The organism is Chitinivibrionales bacterium, from assembly GCA_035516255.1.
Taxonomy (GTDB): domain Bacteria; phylum Fibrobacterota; class Chitinivibrionia; order Chitinivibrionales; family FEN-1185; genus FEN-1185.
This window is the reverse complement of sequence record DATJAL010000052.1, coordinates 172,927-196,537: the sequence shown is the minus strand read 5'-3', so window position 1 is coordinate 196,537 and position 23,611 is coordinate 172,927. Positions and strand designations below refer to the sequence as shown.

General features: G+C 53.2%; 16 protein-coding genes. 9 read left to right on the top strand and 7 right to left on the bottom strand.

Going from position 1 to position 23,611, the window contains the following annotated elements; translation table 11 throughout:
- Nucleotides 1–51 precede the first annotated feature (51 nt).
- Nucleotides 52–780: a class I SAM-dependent methyltransferase gene (locus tag VLX68_16195; GenBank protein ID HUI93784.1), complete on the top strand. Its 729-nt coding sequence runs from the start codon at nucleotides 52–54 to the stop codon at nucleotides 778–780.
- A gap of 183 nt (nucleotides 781–963) precedes the next feature.
- On the opposite strand, the gene VLX68_16190 is transcribed toward VLX68_16195, so the two are convergent.
- On the bottom strand, nucleotides 964–1,569 hold the full coding sequence (locus VLX68_16190; protein HUI93783.1) for a helix-turn-helix domain-containing protein: 606 nt from the start codon (nucleotides 1,567–1,569) through the stop codon (nucleotides 964–966).
- Nucleotides 1,570–1,754: 185 nt separating this feature from the next.
- On the opposite strand from VLX68_16190, the gene VLX68_16185 reads away from it, so the two are divergent.
- The 3 genes from VLX68_16185 (at nucleotide 1,755) to VLX68_16175 (ending at nucleotide 5,582) form a co-directional block, all read left to right on the top strand.
- Nucleotides 1,755–2,621: a class I SAM-dependent methyltransferase gene (locus VLX68_16185; GenBank protein ID HUI93782.1), complete on the top strand. Its 867-nt coding sequence runs from the start codon at nucleotides 1,755–1,757 to the stop codon at nucleotides 2,619–2,621.
- Between the two features lie 588 nt (nucleotides 2,622–3,209).
- Complete coding sequence (locus VLX68_16180) at nucleotides 3,210–4,850, top strand: serine hydrolase domain-containing protein (GenBank protein HUI93781.1); 1,641 nt, start codon at nucleotides 3,210–3,212, stop codon at nucleotides 4,848–4,850.
- Between the two features lie 243 nt (nucleotides 4,851–5,093).
- The gene (locus VLX68_16175) at nucleotides 5,094–5,582 is read left to right on the top strand and encodes a hypothetical protein (GenBank protein HUI93780.1); all 489 of its coding nucleotides are present in this window, start codon (nucleotides 5,094–5,096) and stop codon (nucleotides 5,580–5,582) included.
- Between the two features lie 509 nt (nucleotides 5,583–6,091).
- On the opposite strand, the gene VLX68_16170 is transcribed toward VLX68_16175, so the two are convergent.
- From VLX68_16170 to VLX68_16145, 6 genes are all read right to left on the bottom strand, one after another.
- Entirely contained in the window at nucleotides 6,092–7,024 is a 933-nt protein-coding gene (locus tag VLX68_16170) for a tetratricopeptide repeat protein (GenBank protein HUI93779.1), read from the bottom strand.
- A gap of 11 nt (nucleotides 7,025–7,035) precedes the next feature.
- Nucleotides 7,036–7,671: an energy transducer TonB gene (locus VLX68_16165; GenBank protein HUI93778.1), complete on the bottom strand. Its 636-nt coding sequence runs from the start codon at nucleotides 7,669–7,671 to the stop codon at nucleotides 7,036–7,038.
- Between the two features lie 6 nt (nucleotides 7,672–7,677).
- The gene (locus VLX68_16160) at nucleotides 7,678–8,715 is read right to left on the bottom strand and encodes a biopolymer transporter ExbD (protein HUI93777.1); all 1,038 of its coding nucleotides are present in this window, start codon (nucleotides 8,713–8,715) and stop codon (nucleotides 7,678–7,680) included.
- A 3-nt stretch (nucleotides 8,716–8,718) separates the two neighbouring features.
- Complete coding sequence (locus VLX68_16155; protein ID HUI93776.1) at nucleotides 8,719–10,185, bottom strand: MotA/TolQ/ExbB proton channel family protein; 1,467 nt, start codon at nucleotides 10,183–10,185, stop codon at nucleotides 8,719–8,721.
- The gene (locus tag VLX68_16150; protein HUI93775.1) at nucleotides 10,182–11,006 is read right to left on the bottom strand and encodes a DUF3450 family protein; all 825 of its coding nucleotides are present in this window, start codon (nucleotides 11,004–11,006) and stop codon (nucleotides 10,182–10,184) included. The genes VLX68_16155 and VLX68_16150 overlap by 4 nt, the downstream gene beginning before the upstream one ends.
- Nucleotides 11,007–11,123: 117 nt before the next feature.
- Complete coding sequence (locus VLX68_16145) at nucleotides 11,124–13,331, bottom strand: TonB-dependent receptor (GenBank protein HUI93774.1); 2,208 nt, start codon at nucleotides 13,329–13,331, stop codon at nucleotides 11,124–11,126.
- 500 nt (nucleotides 13,332–13,831) lie between these two features.
- Here VLX68_16145 and VLX68_16140 point away from each other — a divergent pair, with 500 nt between their 5' ends.
- The 5 genes from VLX68_16140 to VLX68_16120 all read left to right on the top strand — a co-directional run bounded on the left by VLX68_16140 (nucleotide 13,832) and on the right by VLX68_16120 (nucleotide 23,580).
- Entirely contained in the window at nucleotides 13,832–14,008 is a 177-nt protein-coding gene (locus VLX68_16140) for a hypothetical protein (protein HUI93773.1), read from the top strand.
- Nucleotides 14,009–14,420: 412 nt separating this feature from the next.
- Entirely contained in the window at nucleotides 14,421–19,982 is a 5,562-nt protein-coding gene (locus VLX68_16135; protein HUI93772.1) for an MG2 domain-containing protein, read from the top strand.
- Nucleotides 19,983–20,209: 227 nt separating this feature from the next.
- Entirely contained in the window at nucleotides 20,210–22,570 is a 2,361-nt protein-coding gene (pbpC, locus tag VLX68_16130; protein ID HUI93771.1) for a penicillin-binding protein 1C, read from the top strand.
- 88 nt (nucleotides 22,571–22,658) lie between these two features.
- Nucleotides 22,659–22,859 (top strand): hypothetical protein, encoded by a 201-nt coding sequence (locus VLX68_16125; GenBank protein HUI93770.1) that lies wholly within the window; start codon nucleotides 22,659–22,661, stop codon nucleotides 22,857–22,859.
- Between the two features lie 352 nt (nucleotides 22,860–23,211).
- A complete protein-coding gene (locus VLX68_16120) occupies nucleotides 23,212–23,580 on the top strand; it encodes an STAS/SEC14 domain-containing protein (protein ID HUI93769.1) in 369 nt (122 codons plus the stop codon).
- Nucleotides 23,581–23,611 lie beyond the last annotated feature (31 nt).

Below are 23,611 nucleotides of genomic sequence, written 5' to 3'. Positions count from 1 at the left end.
CGCCGAAGACAGGAAAAGCAAATACCATTTTAAAACATCAGAGTCGGGTCTATGGATCAAAACAAAAAAACTGTCTCACCGGACTATGGCGTTGATGGTTCACCTTTCAGGGTTCCTTTTATTTGTGCCGGGCTTTGGGTTATCACCATCGTTCTCGTCATTCTTCCCAACCCAATTCTTAAAATCCTGAGCGCCTTGTTCCTTGTTGGTTCTCTATTGTTCACCTTCGTCGCCGTTAAATTCGCTTATTACGTTAAGGCCGGCAAGTTTCACTTGCGAGACAGGCTTCTTTCCATGGTGGATTGGAAGGGAAGCGAAACAGTCCTTGACATCGGCACCGGAAGAGGCTTGCTGATGATCGGAGCGGCCAAGAGGTTAACCGGCGGTAAGAGCATTGGAATCGATATTTGGAGCCAAGTAGACATGCATGAAAACAATCCTCAAGACACCCTCAAAAACGCCCAAATAGAAGGGGTAAGCGACAAGGTTGAGGTAAGAAACGAAGACGCTCAAAAGATGTCCTTTCCCGGTTTATACTTTGACGTTGTTCTTTCCAACCTCTGCATCCACAACATCCCAACCAAGGAGGGCAGAGAAAAAGCTTGCCGGGAAATCGCAAGGGTGTTAAAGCCCGGTGGGAAAGTCATAATCTCGGACATCCTCCGGCTGAAGGAGTACGCCCAAGTCTTCCGTAGCGAGGGAATGTCGACGGAGATTCTTGATAGCCATTTTCTTGAAACCGTGACTCCCTGGCAGGGAATCCTGAAAGCCTCAAAATAGGCTAAGGTGCCCGCGCAGTTCCGTGCGGCGGCTGAAAACAAAAGAGGGGCGCGGCAAGACAATGACAAAAGAGAAGATCGGCGCAAACAAGACATTACACTATGGCAGCAGCGTAAACAGCGCTAGCACGAAAATGCCGAATTCAGTAATTTATTTCTCTGTGGTCGATACGGCAAAGCGCAATCAGAAACAAGCTTTGGTAAAAACCGGAAGCAGTATTTCATCGACAAATAATGCGATCCGTTTCGAATCGGCATTTTTACGCATAAGGTTTTCCATGCGAATAAGGGTAAACGGCAGGGTCAGTGCCGCGTCGCTGACCTTTTTTATCTTTTCGCCTCTTGACTTCGCATTTTTCAGTAATTTTCGCATGACCAGGATATTTTTTGCGGCAGCGTCTATCTCGGCTTCGGGTATTTTATTATTGCCTTGCCCTATTTCAAATAAAACCGCGCTTAAAATTTCCGGCCCGATTTCCGCGTAGGTGCTCTGGTAGAGGGTAAGCAAATTGAGCAGGTCTCCCCGTAAAGTTCCGGTATTTTCCATTCTGTCGATCAATTGGCCGCCCAGCGCTTTGGACGATCGGTCATCGACTATTTCCATGAGCAGGTCAAACATATTTGCCCAACGGCGGTACAACACGCTGCGGCCGGTTTTTGCCGCCTTCGCGATCTGCCGAAACGTGAGATCGGCATACCCGACTTTTTTCATAAGCTTTACGGCCGCGTCATAAATACTTTCGACCAGCGCATCTCCCCGCTTCCGTGTATTCCTGCGTGTGTTCTTCATGAATGCGAACCTCCTCTGCCTGTATTTCTTTTATGAATAATATACAATCCGATTGAAATAAATATAAGATACATGTTGTCTTTTATTTTAAAATGGCGTATATTTAAGATAAGATACACTATGTATCTTATCTGTGACGGCGGCAAATCGAAGCAAGGCTTTTGATGACGATACGGGAGAGATGAATGCAAACAGAAACGGTCAATTTGGTCAAAGAGCAGGAGACAATGCTCTTTACCTTGTATGCAAAGGCGCTGGAGAGCCGTTCAAAGTGGGCGATATTCCGCGACCCTTGGGCCGAATTGGCGGTCTCGAAAATCAAAAACGACTTTAAAAAATTCAATGTCGGCCAAAAAGAATCTTTATTCCTTGCGCTTCGCGCCAGGATATTCGACCTTGCCACCGAGGAATTCCTCCGGAACCATGCTGAAGCGACGGTCCTTAATCTGGGGTGCGGATTGGACAGCCGGGTGCACCGGGTCAATCCGGCCGGGTCCGTCGGCTGGTATGATGTTGATTATCCCGCAGTGGTCGACCTGCGTCAACGGCTCTACCCCGCACGGGCCGGTTATCACCTCGTTGCCGCTCCCTTGTCGGAGCTGGAATGGCTTGACAAAGTGGAAAATGACAGGCCGGCACTGATCATGGCCGAGGGCGTGACCATGTACCTCACGGAGAACATCATGAGGCGACTGCTCAACCGGGTTGTCGACAGGTTCCCCAGCGGCCGGATACTCTTCAACGCGTTCGGCAAGCTGCTCGTCCGATTAATGTCCCGTTCCACCGTGAGAGGGACAGGGGCCGCGTTCCACTGGGGAATCAGCACTCCACGGCAGGTGATCCGGCTGGAACCCCGGTTATGCTTCGATTCTTTGCTTAAAGCAACCGATTTGCCCGAGTTTCGGCGCTTGTCTCTTTCCGACCGCATGAAAGTACGGCTGCTGAACCTCATACCCGTTGTCGGGAAGACACAGCAGCCATTGCTTTACAGGTTTCCGCGGCCCAAAGAATCCGCCAAAACAGAAAACTCCGTTTTGGGATCGTCAAATTGACGCGCATGATTTAGTGTTGCATTAATACTTTGCTGCGCGACGAGAATTCTGCTTCGGCCTGACTTCTCCAACGTTGCTTCGGCCCGCCCCTATTGTGCATTTTGACCGGCAATTTTCCACCGCAAGCCTTGCTTTTCCGGAGCGCGGAAGGTTGATTTGTAGTGATCCCTTTTGACCTATCTTGAAAGAAGAATCTGCATGACCGAGCCACGTACCGCAGCGGTTGAAGAGAAACCAGTCCGGCCCGTCCCGTAAAGGATTGAACCGCGTATTGGACAGGACGCCTCGCAAAGGCGTTGAGCGCCGAAGGGACGTTCCGAGAATCAACGTTTGCAGACTAACGGTATTTATCGGGTTGTGCGTCATCCCTTATATTGCGCCACACTGCTGCAGGTAGCAGGCACATGGTTGATGTTACATTCATTGATTGCTTTTTTATTCCTACCTCTTTGCATTATAGGAGCGATATTACGAATTCACAAGGAAGAGAAATTCATGATCGCTGAATTTCCGGAATACCGCGGCTACATGACAAGAACTTGGCGACTTGTGCCGTGGATTTATTGAAAGGAAGAGTTTCTTGATACTATGGATTTAAATGAAAGAGCCGCGGCATTAGTCCAACGCGCCATGAAAACCTATCGGATCACCGGCGCCAGCATTTCGATCATCAATGACAATGCTCCGGTAATTCTCAGAAACTTTGGTTATGCCGACAAAAAGAACAACATCCCCGTTAATGATTCGACACTTTTCAAAATCGGGTCAATTACCAAGGTCTTCACGGCATCCGCTGTCATGCAGCTTGCCGAGCAGGGCAAGATTGATATTGATAAGCCCATAAAGGAATACATCCCGGAATTCTCCGTAAAATCCCGTTTTCCATCCGATAGACCGATAACTATCCGCGACATTTTGTGCCATCATTCTGGCCTTCCTTGCGATAACCTGCGTGATTATTATAACGATAATCTCGAAGCCTTCCATTCTGTTCTGCCCTACCTTCAAAACGCATATGCCATTTGTCCCCCTGGACAAATGTTCTATTATTCTAATCTTGGATATGAACTCCTGGGCGTGCTTATCAGCCGAATCAGCGGCATGCCTTTTCACAAATATATTGACGATGTTTTATTAAGAAAAATCGGCATGACCAATTCGGCAATAGGTCTTTCTGATGAGAAAAGAAAAGCTCTTTCAAAACCTTACCGAATGGGGAAAGAACAATTTGAAGGAATGATGAAAGCAGTTCCTGAAGGGGGGATTCATTCAACGGCCCCGGATATGGCATTGTTTATGAATTCGATTCTGAATTCCGGCAAGAACATTTTTGTCAATAATAATACTTTTGATATGATGCTTACTCCCCAATATCCAGACAATGCCATAGACATGAGCTTTATTTGCGGACTAGGATGGTTTATGGGTAAACCGGGACTCGATCACGGTGGCAAGGTAATCTGGCATGATGGTGGTACGCCACACTTTTTCAGTCTTGTGGTTCTTATTCCAGAGAGAAAACTTGGTATCACCTTGTTGACAAACTCATCTACCGGCGCTACGATGAACCATACATTAGCGGTCGACATTCTTCAGTTGTTTCTCGAAGAAGGCCATCATATAGCTGTTCCACCAGATCAAGGGAAAATGCCATCAACCCTTTCACCTGAAAAAATGAAAACTCTGACCGGTCGATTTTTCACACTTTCGGGAATGGCAGAAACCTTGGTCTCTGGAAAACATCTCGTGGCTAAATTGGCTTCAGGCATATTTCGTCTTCAACCGCATAGCGATGGCTGGTTTGGCGCTCTTTTTATGCTTTTCGGTTTTTTACCCTTGAAATTGAAAAAACTATCGATGCTTCGCGTAGGTATCGTTGAAATCAATGGCGAAAAAGTATTTGCCCTTGAGCAACTCGGTTTTCGCTCACCGCAGGGGAAACAATTTAGGCCTTTGAATGTTACGGAAACGTGGAAACAAAGAAGCGGCAATTACGTTTGTGTTAATGAAGAGCGACCACGGTTGAAATCTTTTAAACTTCAATGCACCCATGACGGAATGGCGCTTTCAAGTATTGTCGATAAAATGGGACGGTTAAAAATATTCCTGGATGCCATAAATGATTCTGAGGCAATTACCATCGGGTATGGAAGGTTTGCAGGAGAAACTATCATTGCATCCAAGGACATAATAACCATGTTTGGTCTCGATTTCAAGAGAGTAAAATAAGTATTGAAAGGGCTTTCTTGAAAAAGTCCGAAGAGCGCGACGAAAAACGAAGGCTTGGGTGCCCAAACAGACAAACAATAGTGCAAGGGATCACAAGGCCGGTTTGATGCCTCCGTCGCCGTCAACTTCGTTCCGGCGTCATGTCGGCAATCGGGCAACTTCTGCATGCCTGGAACGTTGTACGCAATCTTCGCCAATTCATAAAGGTAAAAAAAACTGCGAAAGAATAATATTGGAAATAAAATGAATAAAAAAATAACTATTCTGACGATAACTTATATATCTGTTAATATCGCGCATGCAATGTTCGGAACATTTTTAAGTATCCCATTGTCTATTATATTATGTGTAATTTATCTGTATTTTTTTAAAAAGTTTGTCAAAATAGATACTAAAATTAGAAAGACGTTTTTTAACATATTCGCAATTTTAATGTTCTTTTTTTCTTACGGAGAATTTGGGGGAATCCCATTTATTCGACAGTACCTTTATGAAACAAGCGATGGAAAATTTATGGCAATGGAAATGCCAGGTAAGGGTAGAAATTTAGATATCGTCTATTGGGAGTTGAATAAATACAAAAGATGTGTTGGCGATTCAACAACATCACTTTACAGAACATCAAAAAGAAACTTATTTATAATTCCTGATTGGTTACCAAATAAGAGATGGGACATTCCTTATAAGAGTCCATCTGGCAAAGCAACTTCTGGCAATCCGTGTAATTATTAATTCAACAAATACAATATAAACAGTAACGCTGGGGTTCTACGAATATAGTGAATTGGCGAAAACAGCCTACAACAGCCACATGGACAACATTGGATCGTTCAGCTGCAGGCGCTCACTTGGCATGCGCATCAATAAAGCTGGCTTTCGTATACTGGATGATATTTGTTTGACAGCACAGCATTACTGCTGCGCATGTCCAGCGTTCACGTCCGGCAGCGCTTCACTCGCACTTTTACAGTACTAAACCTGGGGAGGTCTTCCCTATTCAATCTATTCTGGATAATTAATTGCTTGCAGTGCGCCAGCTGCGAATAGATATTCTTGGTTGTTTCGTTGTTGAGACTGAATGGATTGGGGATTCGTGTGCAGGGAGCAACCGGGCAATAACCAAAAAAGAAAAGGCGTAACAAATATAAGCGTGATCTTCCGATTAACCCTTGCGTCACCTTCCTTTAACAGTGGTAGCATACCTATCTATTCTATCTTGATGCAATCTTCTTATTCAACCACTACTGCTCAACAAAATGTGCCTTACGCCAAGCGCGAACGTTGGTGAGACCCACAACAGCGGACGGGCTTCCGTTTTTCGCGCCTTGAGCAAAGAACTGTTCCGCTTCGTCAATGCGCTGGCGATCAAAAGCGATGCTGCCGGCGAGCACGGCCATGTCCGCGAAGTTCGGGAAACGCCTCATGCCGTCACGGCAGGTCTCAAGCGCCACGAGCTGGTTGCCGGATTGCTGGTGCAGCTGCGCAATACGATACAGGGTCCATTGTTTAGTTGTGTCTAGATTAAAGGCCATGGTAAGATAAGAAATGGATCGGGAAACGTCCCCCGCCTTTTCGTACAAGTCGGCAAGCAACAAATCAACGTACAAGGTGTTCTTGCCGTTCAGCGGAAAAGATTCGAGCCATTTGGTTGCCTCGTCCGCATCGCCGATGTCGCGGTACATTTCTCCGAGAGCGATGTAGGCCTCCTCGACTTGAGGATACAGCCTGATTATGTTTTCAAAGGCTGCCACGGCCTTGGCAATTGCGCCCACGCGGCGCAGCGCAGCGGCCTGGATCAGAAGCGCCTTCTGATGCGTCGGATCAAGTTCAAGCGTGCGTTTTATCGATGCTAGGCAACGGCCGAGGTCGTTAAGCTGGTAATAGCACACGGAAAGGTTGAAATTGGCCTTGAAGAAATCAGGTGCATTCTGGATGCATGCGCGATAGTAAACGACCGCTTCCGCAAGGCTGTCGAGCTGGAAGTACGCATTGGCCATATTGTAGTAGCACAGTGCCGGAGTCTCGCCTTCTCCGGCTGCCGTGTGGAACAATTTGATCGCCTGGCGAAAATTCCCGGCGTTGTAGGCAGAATCAGCCTGGGAAAGCGAGGTCATGGCGGCGGCAGGAATTGCCACGGCAATGAACATAAGAATGAAGAATGCTTTGCTTTTCATGATACTCAAAATCACTGGTCAAGATTGAAATGGATTACTTGGCGGAACCGCTGGTTGACCGGAATCCCCTTGTTCTTCGCCGGTTTGAAGCGCCATTGGGCCACTCCTCGCTTGACAGCTTCGGTGAACAAAGACGATGACGATTTCGTGACCTGGACATCGGTTATCTTTCCCTCGTGGGTGACGACAAATTCCACTTCGACTGTACCTTTGATCCCCTGCTCGGCCGCGCGATTAGGATACGGGATCGGCGGCGTGTAATCCGGCGACGCGTCCTGGTCGACTTGTCCCTGCTCAAACACTTCGGCTGAAAGTTCCTGCTTTTGCAGCGCCACACCCGCCCCTTCCCCCGAATTGTCTACATCCAGGTCCGGCGCGAAGCGCATGGTCATCTGGTTCTCTAGGGACCTTCCCTGGTTCGTCGGCGTTTGCACTTGACGGATGCGCTGCTGCACCAGCTTTTTTTCCTCAGGTGGCTTGCGCACGATGTCCGTTGCCGAGATCCTGAGCGCCTGCTGCTTGTCCGACTTGGAACCGAGTCCCACCGCTGCGTGCAAAAGCGAAACTCCGGTGAACAGGAGAAAGCTCACCACAACGGCAAGCGCTAGACGCCCGATCCAAAGCAACCAATAGGAAAGGATATGCATGAGGGGCTAATCCTTGTTTGCCGCGATTGATATTTTCTGCGCGCCCGCAAGAGTGCATTGGTCGATTACCTCGACAGTCCTGCCGACCGAGCCATCCCGATCAGAAACAATCACCACCGAAATATCAGGCTGTTTTCCCACCTCCTGCTCCACAAGCGTGCGAACGCGTTCAATCGTGGTTTGTCGTCCGTAAATGTGGACGGTGCCTTCGCGGGTGATTCCGATGAGTATCGCTTTCTGGCCGGCAGGCCGTGCGCTCTGCGCCTTTGGCTTGGATACGTCCACGCCGGTCTCTACGTAAAGGTTTGCCGTAACCACGAAAAAGATCAGAAGGATCATGATCGTGTCGACAAACGGCGCAAGGTTGATTTCCGGGTTTTGGTGTTCCTCGTGGAATGGATTGTTGACGGGGCGCATTGATCCTCCCTTGATAGGCTCGGCCTTAGTCTGGGAACGGCCGCTGAGAAGTTTACTTAGTATTATGTCCCGGTCTTCGCGCAGACCGGCAATGAGCTTTTGTTTTGCGGTATTGAGGTAATCAAGGAACAAAAGCGACGACACGGCAACCGCCAGACCGGTGAGCGTTGCCTCAAGCGCCATGGAAATCCCGTTGGCCATGATTGTCGGATTGCCGAAACCGAACTCGCCGATAATGGCGAACATGCTGTTCATGCCGGTGATGGTTCCGAGCAAGCCCAACAGCGGCGCCATAACGATGCAGGCAGTGATCGTGGAAAAGCCCCGGTCGAGCCCAGGTTTGATTTCTATCACAAGCTCGTCAAACGTCCGTTCCACCTGCTCCGGTTTGATTCCCGGCTTCAGGAGCCTCTTGACAAACACGTCAAAGGCCGGGTAGCCGGTGCGCGTCGTCGGTTCAACGTTTTGCGTCACAAGTATGGCATGGACCCGTTTGCGCGCCGTGCGTAGATGTGCAAAGCGGATTAGCTTTCCGAAAACGATGTGCCACACTACAACCGACACGGCAAAGATGGGAAACAGCACCCATCCGCCTTCATAGAATAGTTTTAGAAACGGTGTGAACACTTCCTATTCCTCGGGATACACTGCGTTGAGTACGGCAATCGTATCGTTCTCCAGGTCTGCCATAAGACGATCCTTTGCTGCACGAAGAAGATCGTGAATAAACAGAACGGGAATGGCAATAGCCAACCCTGTTTTCGCAGTGATAAGCGCCTCGGATATTCCGCCCGCGAGAAATTTGGGGTCTCCGGTTCCAAAGTGCGTGACCGCCGCGAACAGAGTTATCATGCCGCTAATGGTTCCAAGTAATCCAAGCAGCGGAGCCGCCCCCGCGATCACCGCTAATGTATTGAGGTGACGGCGTAAGGGCGGAGTTTCAAGGGTTAGAATTTCGTAGGCCGCTCGTTCACCCGTTTGCCTACCCTGGCTTTGCCGTTCAAGGCTTGCGGCAACTATGCGGGCCATCACCCCTCTCTTACAAGTCTTTGCCCATGCCAGTGCGCTGTTAAACTCTTTCTTTTCAAGGAACTTCATTGCTGTGACGTATTGCTTCTTAAGTAGGCTGCCCCGCCCTGCATATTGCGCGATTTTAACGACCATCAGGTACAGCACCCAGAAGGGTAACATGAGCATGGGAATCATGACCCAACCGCCCTTGGCGAACGATTCGTACAACGCAAGACCAGTGGATTGTCTTTTTCCCGCAATGAGCATGCGGGCCTGGTCATTTTGCATCACTTCCATCAGCACGTCTCCGGTAATCCGGCCGGTGGAAAGCCACTTGGGAAACTGTTCGGTCAACTTAGTAGCGAGTTGTGGAGCCGCAATTTTTTCAACCGAAAATCGATCAGATCCAAGTCTTCCCGTTTGGCGCAAATAGTAGCACGTTCCCGCGGCCGGGTCGATGCCGTACCCGAACACGTTACCGAATCGCGAGATGGTCAGTTGCTTTGGGCTGCCATCTTCAGGCAAGACCACGGCCTTGGCGAGGGATATGGAATCCCCGAGGGCCAACCATGCCAGCCTATAGTTGACAAAAGCTCCAAACGCCGCCGTGGGCGAATGGCGTTCGCTCAAGGACGCCCGGATCTTTTCGAGTTCGGCACGTCGAAGTTCCTTGTCGAGCGGAAAGGCTTCAAGCAGACCATCGGCGTCTTTCTGAAAGATGTCTTTTATTTGGTTTTGCAGGTAGGTCCACTCCTCCTTTTTCGCTTCGAGGTTCTTTATTTCATCTGCAAGCGACTGTTCACGATTGAGTTTTTCTTCCTTGATGCGCGCGAGTTCCGTCTCCATGCGGTCCTGTTGTTCGTGCAGCTTGTCGAATTCATCCTTGTTTGCCTCTTTCATTTCCACGGCCTGCTGCTCGAACGCGTATTGCTTTGTAACGAGCTCTTGCAGACTATCGCGCGATTTGTCGAGGGCGTTCTGGAGTTCTTTGCGTTCCGTTTCCTTTATCGCTTGGATCTTTTCGGCTTTGCCTGCAAAAGATGCCGTCACCGTCAGCCACAGAATTACAAAAAACGTCTTTTTCACTTTGCACCTTCCTTTCCCGCACCGGCTCCAAGGGGAAGGTTCACGAACACGGGCAATGATCTTCCTTCGCGGACGTTAACCGCCTGAAGAATCGCCATAGCGGTTTTCGGAGAATTCAAATTCCTCCAATGCGGAGCTCCATCGTCTCCCCAGCCAGTGAATACGGCGCTTTTCTCACCCTTTGTGTCGACCACCGCCTCGAATATTGTCCCGATGCGCAACCGGTAAACCATGCCGGGTATGTCCGGCGCCGGCGAGCTTTCCTGAGAAACTTGGATGCCGGAACCGGCCTCGTCGAGTTTGTTAAGGATCTGTACCAGACGTGTGCTGCCTTCGACGACGTCGACCGACTTGGTTGTCAGGTCATTGATAAGAAGGTAAAGGCCGGAGAGCGTGGGCGCCATAATAAGCGGCGGCAGCCTCTTTACCGCAGGAGTCACGCTGTTGCAAAAGGAGATCAGTTTCTGGCGAAATTCGTCCTGCGACAGTTCAATCTCATGGCGTTGAGCAAGCACGCCGTTGATCTGGGCTGCGAGCGCGGCATCGGCTCGCGAAACGACGATGGTCTCAGATTTCAGTGTATCGAGCTCGCTTTGCGTTTGGGCCAGGCGTTGTGCGGTTCGGGCGCGGTAGGTATCGAAGTCTTGTTTGTCTTTTAGCATTTCCTGGCCAACTCGCTCGGCGTCAACCTGCGATTGAATCAGCTCCTTGCGCAGCCGCGCGATATCGTCGTCGATCGACGGCGGCGCGGTCTGGGCGGAAACGAGAGCCGCACATACGCAGCACGCTAATGCCGCGGCAAATGTGACTTGGTGAACCATTTTTTTCATGAAATTACTCTCCATTCAAGAATCTTTTTTCTTTGAGAAAATTGTGCCGAAACCGAATGAAGGGCCTGCCGTTTTTTTTTGGCAGGCCCATCATTCTACAGGCTTGAGTTATGTCTTCAAACGCAACCCGACATACATTTGCCTTCCACGCAACGGTCCCCAGATATGCGAGGTGTTGAAATTGCCCTGGTCGTCCCAATAATGTGGATCGTCGTGGGCCGAACCTGTCTGGGTGTAGTTAAGCAGGTTCTCGGCTCCCGCGTAAAGGTCCAAAACGGGAAGGAGCTTCCAGGTCGCCTTCATATTGACCACGAAAAAACCAGGCGCTTGTGTGAGTTTGGGATCGCTGGCCGCGCCGTTTTCAAAAACATTGTATTGACCCGCGTAGCCGTAAGGCGTCAAGTCGCGCGGCGCGGTCCATGCCACGTCTCCGGAAAGTGAGGCCGGTCCGTAATTCATTTCAACGCGTCCGTTGACCTCGGTTTCCATGGCCGCCACCAATTCAACGGCTTTATACTGATCGGGAATCTGCTGGTGTTCGACCCCGACGCCCAACTTGAGCCAATTCCAGGGAATATAAGAGGCTTCGGCGTCAACATCTAAAAAAGTGAGTTGAGTGGAATCGTTACGCAAGACAGGACGCGGCAAAGAGGGGCTATTGTCAACGAATTCGAGATCCGAAACCTGGGTAACGTACGCTCCCGCGGTTATCTCCCACTGCGACCTATCGAACGCGAGAGAGCCTCCCGCTCCTTCGGCTTTCTCCAACTTGGTAACGCCTATGTCGAATCCGTTATTCAAAAGACCGTGATCCAGTTCAAAAAAAGTGAGCGGCGCCCGCCAGCCTAAACCGGCGGACAAGCGCCCGGTTAGACCTTCAATGAATTCCCAACGCAAGCTGGCCCTGGGCGCGGCTATGAAATTGTTGATTTTTTCGCCGGGCTTGTTGATCCAATTAACATCGATATCGTCCAGGCGCAGCGCCAGGGACAAGTCTCGCTCCTGTCCGAAGTTCCACACGTCCTGCGCGTAAACGCCCCCGAAAGTTGCGTTATAGGAATCAGGAGTAATTCCAAGGACTTGATAATAGTAGTGGGATTGCGACGCCATTCTTTCAATGTTGGCGTCAACGCCCAGTGTAAGGGTGTTGGCCCAGGCAGTTCCCATCCAGCGCAAATCCCCCACGACATTGTTGTCCGCATTGTTGTAGTCCGCGCCTCCTTCGTATTCGGAGACTTGCGATTGGCTGGCGAGGCCCGCCCGTAATTGCCATGTGCCAAGGTGTGGCGAATCCCAGGTCAACGCGCCCGCGGCTTCGTCTCGCGTTGTTTGGACCCATTCGATAAGGTCCTGAGGATTTCCTATAAAGGCTTTTCGTACATCTCCATCAACATACAACGGAATCGAATCCGCCGGTCCAACCGCGGCGCCCATATGATTTGACGTCACGGCCGCGCCGAAAACCTCAGAGTAGCTGTGCATATACCGTAAATTCCACGACCAGTTTTCTCCGATGAGACCGTTGAGCCTCAACAAGGCGCTTTCGTCGTTGAGAGACGGTGACTCCGAAACGCCGTTTCCGTCTGCATCCCATTGTCCTTCATAAAAGTGATGCCCTGCAACAAGGATGCCGAGTTTCGCGCTGTCTACTACGGCTGTTCCCGAGAATGAAAGATGGTTCCAGTCGTTATTGCCAATTGCGGCATCGGCCGTGATGGCGTTACGAGTAGGGTTGCGAAAGCGAACATCCATGGCTCCTCCCATGGCGCCCGGCGCAAGAAGCGAGGCTCCGGGACCACGTGAAATGTCGATGTCGGCCACTCCGGCGGTGGTGAGCGCGTCAACGCCGTAAAAACTCGTTACCGGCGTGTAAATCGGAAGCCCGTCGACAAGCACGGTTGTGTGATTTGCGCCCAAACCATTGATCTGAATCTGTTTGAAGCCGCATGAACTGCATCCGGTCAAGACACAGACGCCCGGTTCCGACGTTACCGCTTGAGTGAAATCATCCGCGTTTTTAAGAAAGATGGCCTCGGGCGTAACCACGCTGGTGGGTTGGATGGCATTTGACATGGCTCCGAGGCGGTCCAACCGGGCTTCGTTGAGTTTCTGGGCTGTAACAGTCATCGTATCGAGCAAGCGTATTTTTTGCGATGAGGAATCCGGCATGGTTTGCGCTTGCACAAAATATGAAAAAGTAAAGAGAACGGTTATCAGGAAGAAAAATGATTTACGCACGGGAATACTGGACAAAACATTACCCGAATAACCGCATACGCGTAGTTGATATATCAATAATTTTAAATTGAATTTCATATGCCTCCCGAGTCGCATGGTTAAATAAATTACCACTGAAAGCCCGGGAGGGTTTGGCCTGTTCACTTAGATATTAGATACTCCATCTGAATTATGCATACGTTTTGCATGCATAATTTGGACGTGGAGTACCCTCGTTGTCTCCCTGGCTGGTCAGCAAATTAAAGCGAAGTGTTTTAAGAAACCGGAATCAATGCGGGAGGAGCGCGGGAATGGAAAGCATGAGGTATACGAGAGGATATGATTTCAGGAAGCCGGACGGGTTTAACAAATAACCTAACGACAATCAGAATCACTGAAACTATTAATGGTGCGATAATGGGCAGATGTGAAATTAAGCAAACTGCGCAGTCGCTATGTTCCGCGCCATCCTTGTGATGGTGCGCAGGTGCAACCACACCGAGAAGAACGGCCAAATAAATGGCAAAACAAAAATCTAATGTTTTTCGAGCACGACGTCTCAGATTTGGCATTTCCGGCATATCCTAATAGATGGAATAATGGAAGCAAAATACGTTTTAACGCTCAAATTATTATATTTTTTTTTAACCACTGAAAACAGCGCTTCAAAGAAACAAGAAAAGCCGCCGCCGGAAGAAATTGAAAAACGGGGGCTGCAAATACAAAAACCGAAAAGCCGAAGACCGCCGCCGAAAAAAAGACTTGCACTAAGGTAGGTGGTTTACAAACAGCACCTAACAGTTAAAGTGCTGCAATGGCCTGTCTGGTGGCTCCGTCGGCGTCTTCGCTTCGTTCGCAGCCGTCATGTCGGCAATTCGGCCACGGCACCCAGTTGCGCGCACGTTGGGCTTCTAAATAAACAAAAGTATTCACCGTATTGTCCTGTGTGCAACGAAGGCCCTGGTTCATCCTGCTCCGTCTCCACCGTCTCTTCCCGGCATCCAGCGAATCCCGCCGTAATTTTATTTTCTTTTCCGGAGATTGCTTCGTCGCCTGCGGCTCCTCGCAATGACACTGTAATCCCATTTCTTGCCCCGCCTCCTTCTATTTATTAGTTTACAACCTGTATTCTCATCCGGAAACCACCATGCCCTTCCATCACGCCCTCACCTTTCGCAAGGAGCCCTTATGAAACGAGCCGCCGCGCTGGTCCTGCTGTGCCTCATTGCCGTATCGTGCCAGAAGAAACACGGAGAAAAGGGCCTCCCGCCCGCGGCGTCGGTGCAGGAGCTCATCAACCGTCCGCTCGACCTGAACAAAACCGTGGTGGGAAAGCCGCCGGCCATCATTTCGGTGCTCGCGACCATAGACATCATTTTCAACGAACCGGTGGTCCCGCCGCACCTCAGCGGCACGGCGCTTGACCGGTCGCCCTTCGGCTTCAAGCCTGAGATCAAGGGTGCTGCCAAGTGGGTCAGCCAGACCGAGCTGCGCTTCACGCCCAATAAACCGCTGGGCGCCGGCGTTACCTACGAGGCGGTGCTGCACGGCAAGGAGGCGTTCGGCGCGCAGCGCAACGTCAACGATTTCGAGTTCTCCTTCAAGACCGCGGAGCAGGAGGTGGTGGAATTTTCCGGGGATTTCGAGCCGGACACGGGCGGGCTCAACACGGTGCGCTACCGAGGATACGCCGCGTTCGCGCAGCCGGTGGACATAAACAAAATCCGCAATGACCTGAAATGCGAGACAAAAGGCCGCAGCGTGAAACTCGGCATCGAGCAGGACGGACAGGACCAGGGCCGTGTGAAGATCACGTCGGAGCAGCTCAAGCGCGGGGCCTCGGGCCAGATGCTGGCGTTCTCCCTGCCCGGCAGCTACACGGTTGACAAGGGCAAATGGACCGCCGAGGCCATGCTCCCGGAAATCAACGTGTTCAAGGTGCTCGCGCACATGGACATGAGCGACCCGCAGGCGGCGCAGAGCGCGTACGGGTTCCGCTTCAGCGATCCCATCCGCACCGGAACGGACCTTTCGGGTTATGTCAAGATCGAGCCGCCGCTCCCCTTCACGGTGTCGGTGGAGAAGAAATTCCTCAAGCTTTCGGCAAAGTTCCTGATCGGCCAGGAATACACGGTCACCATTGCCAAGGGGTTTCCCAGTTCCTTCGGCACCAGGCTCGCCGCCACCTACACCGCGGAAATCGCGCTTGCAAACCTCAAGCCCGAACTGCTGTGGCTGTCCCCGGGCATTTACCTGCCGTCGGACAACAACTTCAGGCTGCAGTTCAAATCGGTCAACGTGGGAAAGGTGCACTGCAGGATCACCGAGATTTATGAAAATAACCTGGGCTTCTTTATCCAGAGCAACCTGCTGAGCGAGGCAAAGGCCCACGGCCGTTCCCGCTTTTACTACGACGAGGACGAGGGCGAGGGCGACTATTACGGCGGGTACGAGCCCAACCAGTACAATGACGTTGACAGAGTGGGAAAATGCATCCTCGACAGCGAGCTCGTGATCACCACCGACCGCAACAAGTGGATCCGCAGCGAGATCGACCTCTCGCACGTGTTCAAGGGCAGGCGCAACGCCGGGTTCATCGTGAACCTCAGATTCAACAAGAACGACCTTACCGGCCGATGCGTCACCGACCGCGACGACATCAAGGAAGGCGACCTGTTCTACGCGGGCGACAATTACTACAACACGCCGGCGCAGGAGGGCTACTATTACCGCAACGGCAACAAGAGCAAGCTGCTCATCGCCTCGGACGTGGGGCTCACCATCAAGCAGGCGGCCGACGGCCTGCACGCCTACGCGGTCAACGTGATCGACGCGAAACCCGAGGCCGGGCTAACGCTTGGGCTTTACACGTACCAGAACCAGCTTGTCCAGAAGCAGACCACCGACGCGAGCGGCCACGCATTGTTCAGCGACCCGTCGAACGGCTATTATCTGCGCGGCGACCACAGCGCCGGCATCGCCCTGATCCGACTCGACCACCCGAACTGGGAAACCTCGTCGTTCGACGTGGCCGGTGTTGACGAAGGGGTAAAAGGCCTCAACATGTTCATCTACGCCGACCGCGGCGTGCACCGTCCCGGCGACACCGTCCACCTCGCCGCCATCGTGCGCGCCAACCGCAAGGCGCCGCCGGCGGACCAGCCCGTGACGCTCAAGGTGTACAATCCCAAGGAACAGGTGGTGTACGAGGCGATGCAGAAATGCGGGCCCAACGGCCACGTGTATTTCGCGATCGTCACCGGCATCTCGGACCCCACCGGCTCGTGGCGCGCGGCGCTGACCATCGCCGACCAGACATTTACAAAAGAGCTTAAAATAGAAACCGTGAAGCCCAACCGGCTCAAGGTGTTCATCCAGACGCCCGACACGCTCACGCCGGGCAGCACCGAGATAGCGGGCGTGCTCGAATCCCGGTTTTTGTTCGGCATGCCCTCGGCGGGCCTGCGCGCGAAGATGCTCGTGGACCTTTCACCCGTGCCGCTGCGGCTTGCGGCCTGGGACGACTACACCTTCGGCCATCCCCTGGCCAAGTTCCAGCGCCGCGCGGAAGAGATGTTCGACCAGAGCCTTGACAATAACGGAAGATACAGTTTCTCCTACGACGCCGACGACGCGAAAAACGCGCCCGAGCTCGTGAGCGCGGTCCTGCGCGCCGAGGTTTTTGAAAAAGGCGGCGGGTTCACTTCCAATAATAAAAAAGTGCTCATCGCGCCGTACCGCTCGTACTGCGGGTTCAAGAGCCCGTTCGCGTCGTCATGGGGAAGCGCGCAGACCGGCCAGACCTACCAGCTGCCGATCATCGTGACCGGCCTGAACGGCAAGCCCGTTCCCGGCCACAAGCTCACCGTGAAATGGTACGTCAATAAAGGCTACTGGTGGTGGGACTACGATTCGCGCTCCAAGCCCGACTTCAGGGAGCTCAAGACCACGTACAAGGTCGCCGAATACACCCTGGTGTCATCCGACAAGCCCGTGAAACAGGCGCTCGAGGTGGAGGACGAGGGCGAGAACTTCATCGAGATCACCGACGCCGTGTCGGGGCACACCTGCGGCATGTTCTTCTGGGCGTCGTCGTGGGGCGCGGGCCCGGCGCAGGAAAAGAAGGAGCGGGTGTTTCTGCAGATCGCATCCGACAAGAACCTCTATTACACCGGCGACCGGATGCAGGTCTCCTGCGAAACGCCGCAGAAGGGCATGGTGCTGTTCACGCTCGAGCAGGGCGCACGGATCCTGCACCAGGAGATCAAGCAGGTGACGCCGGGCCGCACCAGCTTCACGCTCGACATCACCGAGGACATGGTGCCCAATTGCTATGCCGTGCTTTCGCTCATCCAGCCGCACAGCCAGGTGAAGAACGACGTGCCCATGCGCATCTACGGCGTGAAGCCCATCGCGGTGGAGGATTTCTCGACGCGGCTGCAACTTACGATGAGCGCGCCGGCCGAGATCAAGCCCAAGGACAAGTTCGACATTACCGTGACGTCCAAGTCGCCCGAGACCGCGACCTACACCATAGCCGTGGTCGACGAGGGCCTGCTCGACCTCACCGGGTTCGAGACGCCCGACCCGTGGAAGTTCTTCTTCAGCAAGCTGCGGCTCGGCGTGGTCACGCGCGACAACCTCGAGGAGGTGCTCGGCATCATCTACCCCGACATTGACAAACGGTTTTCCATCGGCGGCGACATGGAGGAGGCGCGCAAGCGCGCGGGCGAATCCAAGGTGCAGCGCTTCAAGCCCGTGGTGCTCTTTGCCGGGCCGATCGCCATTAAGCCGGGAAAGAGCGTCACCACCCGGTTTGAGATGCCCAATTACGTGGGCTCGGTACGCATCATGCTGATCGGAAGCGCACAGAACAGCTACGCGTCCGTGGAAAAGACCGTGCCCGTTCGCCAGCCGCTCATGATCCTCACCACGGTGCCGCGCGTGGCGCGTCCGGGCGACAGGTTTTACGTGCCGGTCTCGGTGTTTGCCATGGACAAATCGGTTGACACCGCAACGGTCTCCATAAAGGTTTCCGGTCCGCTGTCCCTGGCCGGGCCCGCCATTGCCGGCTGCAGGTTTGGCCAGCCCGGCGAGACCGAAGTGTCGTTCCTGGTTGACGTGCTGGGACAGATCGGCGCGGGCAAGATCGTCGTGAACGCGACGGGCCGGGGACAATCCGCCTCCGACGAGGTGGACCTGCCCGTCACCTGCCCCAACCCGTATTACATCCAGGCCATTGACACGGTGGTGACAAAAGGGAAAAGCGTGACCATGACGCCGAAAAAATTCGGTATCGAGCCCACGAACCGCGCGCGCTTCAGCTTCACCCGGTTCCCGGACATCCAGATCGAGAAACGGTACAAGGACCTGATCCATTATCCGTACGGCTGCATCGAACAGACCACGTCGTCGGCGTTCCCGCAATTATTCATCGGGTCCCTGCTCGACCTCACGTCGGTGGAAAAGCAAATGGTCACCGACAACGTAAACGCGGCCATCAACAAGCTGTCGTCGTTCAGGATCGGAAACGGGTTCTCGTACTGGCCGCTGGGAAGCTGGTATGCCGGCGAATACGCCGATTGGTGCACGAGTTACGCCGGACACTTCCTCATCGAGGCGAGAAGCGCGGGCTACCACGTGCCCGACGACTTGTTCAACCACTGGCTGGACAACGCCGAGCGCGAGGCAAAGACCGTGAACAGCCGCGACCACCGCTACCAATGCTACCGGCTCTTTCTGCTCTCGCTCGCGGGCAGGCCCAACCAGGGCGCCATGAACCTGGTGCGCGAGAATTACCTCCGCGAGCTTGACCCGTTGTCCAAGAAGCTGCTCGCGGCCGCCTATTATCTTGCGGGCCAGAAGCCGGCCGCGGCCGAGGTTGACAAATTCATGGTCACGGAAATTTCCACCTACCGCGAGATGAGCGGCACGTACGGCTCGTCGCTGCGCGACATGGCTTTTGTCGCCTACCTCGATTATAAAATGGGCGACATGACAGGCGCGGCGCGCGTTTTGAGCTCCGTGGCAAAGTCGTTTTATCCGTGGGGATGGTATTCCACGCAGGAAACGTCGTTTTCGCTTCTCGCCATTTCCACCGTCTACGCCAAGTCGCCCATCACCGGCGGCGCCGTGCCGTTTACCGTGTCGGTGCGGGGCGGCAAGACCGAAAAACTGGTGATCAAGGCGTACCAGACCAAGCTCGACGCAAACGACCTCTGGGACAAGGAGGTCTCCATTTCCACCGAAAGCGACAACCCCATGTTCGTCACCCTGTTCGAGGAGGGCATCCCCATTGACAACAGGATAAAGACCGAGCAGAAGGGCATCGAGCTCACGCGCAACTTCTACGACGAGGACGGCGCGCCCATCACGATCGAGCAGATCAGGCAGGGCGACGGGTTCTGGGTGCGCTACCGCGTGCGCAGCACCACGCACGAGCGCCTGACCCAGCTCGCGCTGTCGAGCCTGTTCCCGTCGGGATGGGAGATCATCAACAACCGGCTCGAGGGCACCGAGCTGCCCGAGTGGGTGAACAACCTGAACGCGACCAACGGCACCTACATGGACATCCGCGACGACCGCGTGAACTGGTTCTTCGACCTCGGCTACAACAACGAGGCGAACTTCGTTGTCAAATGCAACCCCACGTTCAAGGGTGTTTACAAGCTGCCGCCGATCACGGTCGAGCCCATGTATTCGCCGGATTACTACGCGAGGATTGGCGGGGCGGAGGTGAGTGTAAAGTAAAGATAAAGTTTATCTGGTGGGGGAAGGCTCCCCCTGGGGTGCGGCTTCCGCCGTTCAACCGCTCGCGGGCAACCGTCGCCTCACTCCCGGGCCGCAAGCGGCCGTCCCCTCTCCACAAGCGGAGAGGGGAAAACAGTTTTCTGCTCCCTTCTCCACGCTGTGGAGAAGGGCTGGGGATGAGGCGTGACGGTTAAAAGAAAATCTATTGCAACCGAAAATATTTTTTCATGACAAATACTTTTCAACGGTATAAATCCATATTTTCCGCCATCATCAAATTAATCCTCAAGCATAAATTCTTATCCTCGATCATCATTATCTTCCTTATCATCACCATCTGGCTCATCATCCCCCCTGGCCCGCCGTTCAAGGAGTCCTATTCCCGCGTGGTGTACGACTGCAGGGGCGGGCTCATGCGCGTGACCGCCGCGCCCGACGGGCAGATACGGTTTCCGGTCCCTGAAGACCCGCTGCCCCGCAAATACATTGCCGCAGTGACCGCATGCGAAGACCGGCGCTTCTTTTCGCATTTGGGAATAGACCCGCTCGCGCTCGTGAAATCCCTCATTGTCAATATTAAAACCGGACGCCGCGTGCGCGGCGGCTCCACCATCACCATGCAGGTGATGCGGCTGTCGCACCCGAAAAAGCGCAGCTACCTCAACAAAGCGCTCGAATGCGCGGGCGCGCTCAAACTGTCGCTGCACATGAGCAAACAGAAAATCCTCCGGCTCTACGCCGGCCACGTTCCCATGGGCGGCAACATCGTCGGCGTGCACGCGGCGTCGTGGCGGTATTTCGGCAAGCCGCTCTCGCAGATCACCTGGGCAGAGGCCGCGCTCTTCACCGTGCTCCCCAATTCGCCGTCCGCGCTCAATCTCGCAAAAGAGCGTGCGAAACTCAAGGAGAAACGCGACCGCGGCCTTGCAACGCTGCTTAAAAGAGGACTCATCGACAGCATGACCTGCATGCTCTCGCAAAGCGAGCCACTGCCGTCTGCCGCGAGCATGGTGCCGTTTCGGGCGCCGCACTTTTCAATCCGCGCGCTCGCGTTGACCAACGCGACAATCGTAAAGACCACGCTCGACCCCGGCATCCAGAAGCGGGTTGAGGAAATCGCGCGCACGTACAACAGGCTTTACGCATCACAAGGCGTGAAGAACATCGCGGCGCTCGTTGCGGAAACGCAGACCGGCGCTGTCCGCGCGTACGCGGGCTCGCAGGACTTTTTTGATACGGCAAGCGGCGGCCAGGTGGACGGCGTTATGGCACGGCGCTCGACAGGAAGCCTTTTAAAACCGTATCTTGTGGCGAAAACGCTCGACCGAGGTCCGTACGTTCTCGAATCGAAACTGCAGGACGTTCCCACGTTCTACGGCAGCTTTGCGCCCGAGAACGCCTCAAAGGAATTTTCAGGGCTTTCCACCATGCGGCAAAGCCTCATTCAGTCGCTCAACGTGCCCATGGTGCGGCTTTTATACTGGTACGGCGTTGACGATTTTTATTCCGATCTGCGCAACGCGGGGTTCACGGGGCTTTTCCGTTCTTCCGAAGGATACGGCCTGTCGCTGATTTTAGGCGGCGCAGAGGCGAGCCTCTGGGAACTCGGCCGCCTGTTCTGCGGCCTCGGCAATTTGGGAATACTGCGGCCGTTTCAAATATACGCCGGCCCGGCGTCGCACGACACCACAAGAATCTGCAGCGAAGGAGCCACATGGCTCGTTCTGTCAACCATATCGCAGCTCAACCGGCCCGGCTCCGAATATTATTGGAAATTCTTTTCCAACCAAATATCGGTCGCATGGAAAACCGGCACCAGCTACGGGCAGAAAGACGCGTGGGCAATCGGCACCAACCGGCAATGGACCATTGCCGTGTGGGTGGGAAATTTCACGGGCGAGGGAAACGCGGCATTGGGCGGCGCCCAGTCGGCAGGGCCCGTGCTGTTCGAGCTGTTCAATGCGCTCTCCGACAAGTCGCTGCCCCTATGGTTTACAAAGCCGGAATACGACCTCCGCACCGTCACGGTGTGCCGCCAGAGCGGCCTCTCCCCTTCCCCGGCATGCGCCGACACCATCCATGCCGAACAGCCCCTGACCGCATACCAGACCGCCCTGTGCCCGTATCATCAGCGCATCCTCGTGAGTAAATCAAAAGGCTTTTCGGTCTGCTCGCGCTGCTGGAACGGCATCGACACGGTCTGGCGCGTGAAAACGATCTACCCGCCGTCGGTACGCTCCATTCTGGTCCTGCAAGGCATAAAGACCGATTCGCTTCCGCGCCACAACCCGAAATGCCCGGTGGCCCACCCGCAACCCGCGATAGAGATCGTTTACCCCGTTGAAAACGTTTCCATCATCGTGCCGAGGAATTTGCAGGGCGAGCACGAGAAAATCGTTTTCAAGGCCGAATACCAGCGGCCGAGCGGGCATTTGTTCTGGTACCTGGACGGCGAATTTCTTGCCGAGACCGTGGTGCAGCACAACGTCGCGGTTGATTTACAGGAGGGAAAGCACAAACTTGCGGTGCAGGACGGAGAGGGAGAGACCGAGGTGGTGAGGTTTAGGGCGTTTAGGAAGAATGAGTGAGGGGACATTGATTGTTTCGCCTGTTCGAATTGTCTACAACGATCATGAATGGAATAGTTATGGTGTGAAATAAACGAAGGAAGATCTCATGCATCTCGACGGCATGGACGACGATATCGAGGTAATCCGGGCCACTGTCCAGCTGGACCATGTGCACACCAAGGTCGAGGGGATAGCGGCGCTATTAACGTTAAATTTAATATTAACGATTTATAAATGGGATTTTGGAGCAATACCTGTAAAAAATGATACCACCGTAATACTATATCCATTTGCATTTGCAAGGTAGGCTTTTTAAGGCGTATTGTTTATATTTAAAAACAAATTCATCTCCCTTCCCTCTCTATGCATGCGGGCGGGTGACCTTTTCTTTCTATTCCTACGAATAATAATCCTTCCGTGTGCCACGACCATCTTGGTCGTGTTTCCCTAAATAAACATTCTTTAATCTTATAGCTATATTGTTGAACCGATGATGCCCAGAAAATAATAACGACTAGCCCGGCCATGTCAGGCATTTGACATGCGAAAATTACTTTGCAAAATCAACTTCCGAATTGCATTTTATCTTCAATAAGGCTCCCATCGTCTTAAAACAGCCGGGATCGAAAACCGGCGCAACCTATTCAGGTCGAACAAGTATGCCGTTGGAATATAAAGAGAAGGGCGGCATCCTGCACGTTTGCGCGATCGGAAAACGCACCCGTGAAGCAATAATACGCTTTGTGCCCGACATTTACGCGGCGTGCGCCGAAAAGAAGCTTTCAAAGGTATTGCTTGACATCCGCGGACTGGAGGGCCGTTTGCCCATCAGGGAGGACTATGATATTCCGAGCAGGTTTTTCCCCACGGTGCGGAACCTCAATGTGATCAACCGTGCGGCGCTGGTTGACCTCAAGGAATTTGAGCGGGACGACGCGTTTTTTGAGACCGTTGCCGTGAACCGCGGCTTCAATCTGCGCATCTTCTCCAATTCCGACGAAGCGCTTCAATGGCTTATAGGGCAATGAAATTTCATTTGCTTCAAACCATGAATAAACG

What these genes read in the sequence shown, in the direction of transcription:
- VLX68_16195 (HUI93784.1), top strand. Translation starts at nt 52, where the DNA reads ATGGATCAAAACAAAAAAACTGTCTCACCGGACTATGGCGTTGATGGT.
- VLX68_16190 (HUI93783.1), bottom strand. Translation starts at nt 1,569, where the DNA reads ATGAAGAACACACGCAGGAATACACGGAAGCGGGGAGATGCGCTGGTC.
- VLX68_16185 (HUI93782.1), top strand. Translation starts at nt 1,755, where the DNA reads ATGCAAACAGAAACGGTCAATTTGGTCAAAGAGCAGGAGACAATGCTC.
- VLX68_16180 (HUI93781.1), top strand. Translation starts at nt 3,210, where the DNA reads ATGGATTTAAATGAAAGAGCCGCGGCATTAGTCCAACGCGCCATGAAA.
- VLX68_16175 (HUI93780.1), top strand. Translation starts at nt 5,094, where the DNA reads ATGAATAAAAAAATAACTATTCTGACGATAACTTATATATCTGTTAAT.
- VLX68_16170 (HUI93779.1), bottom strand. Translation starts at nt 7,024, where the DNA reads ATGAAAAGCAAAGCATTCTTCATTCTTATGTTCATTGCCGTGGCAATT.
- VLX68_16165 (HUI93778.1), bottom strand. Translation starts at nt 7,671, where the DNA reads ATGCATATCCTTTCCTATTGGTTGCTTTGGATCGGGCGTCTAGCGCTT.
- VLX68_16150 (HUI93775.1), bottom strand. Translation starts at nt 11,006, where the DNA reads ATGGTTCACCAAGTCACATTTGCCGCGGCATTAGCGTGCTGCGTATGT.
- VLX68_16145 (HUI93774.1), bottom strand. Translation starts at nt 13,331, where the DNA reads ATGAAATTCAATTTAAAATTATTGATATATCAACTACGCGTATGCGGT.
- VLX68_16140 (HUI93773.1), top strand. Translation starts at nt 13,832, where the DNA reads ATGGAAGCAAAATACGTTTTAACGCTCAAATTATTATATTTTTTTTTA.
- VLX68_16135 (HUI93772.1), top strand. Translation starts at nt 14,421, where the DNA reads ATGAAACGAGCCGCCGCGCTGGTCCTGCTGTGCCTCATTGCCGTATCG.
- pbpC (HUI93771.1), top strand. Translation starts at nt 20,210, where the DNA reads ATGACAAATACTTTTCAACGGTATAAATCCATATTTTCCGCCATCATC.
- VLX68_16125 (HUI93770.1), top strand. Translation starts at nt 22,659, where the DNA reads ATGCATCTCGACGGCATGGACGACGATATCGAGGTAATCCGGGCCACT.
- VLX68_16120 (HUI93769.1), top strand. Translation starts at nt 23,212, where the DNA reads ATGCCGTTGGAATATAAAGAGAAGGGCGGCATCCTGCACGTTTGCGCG.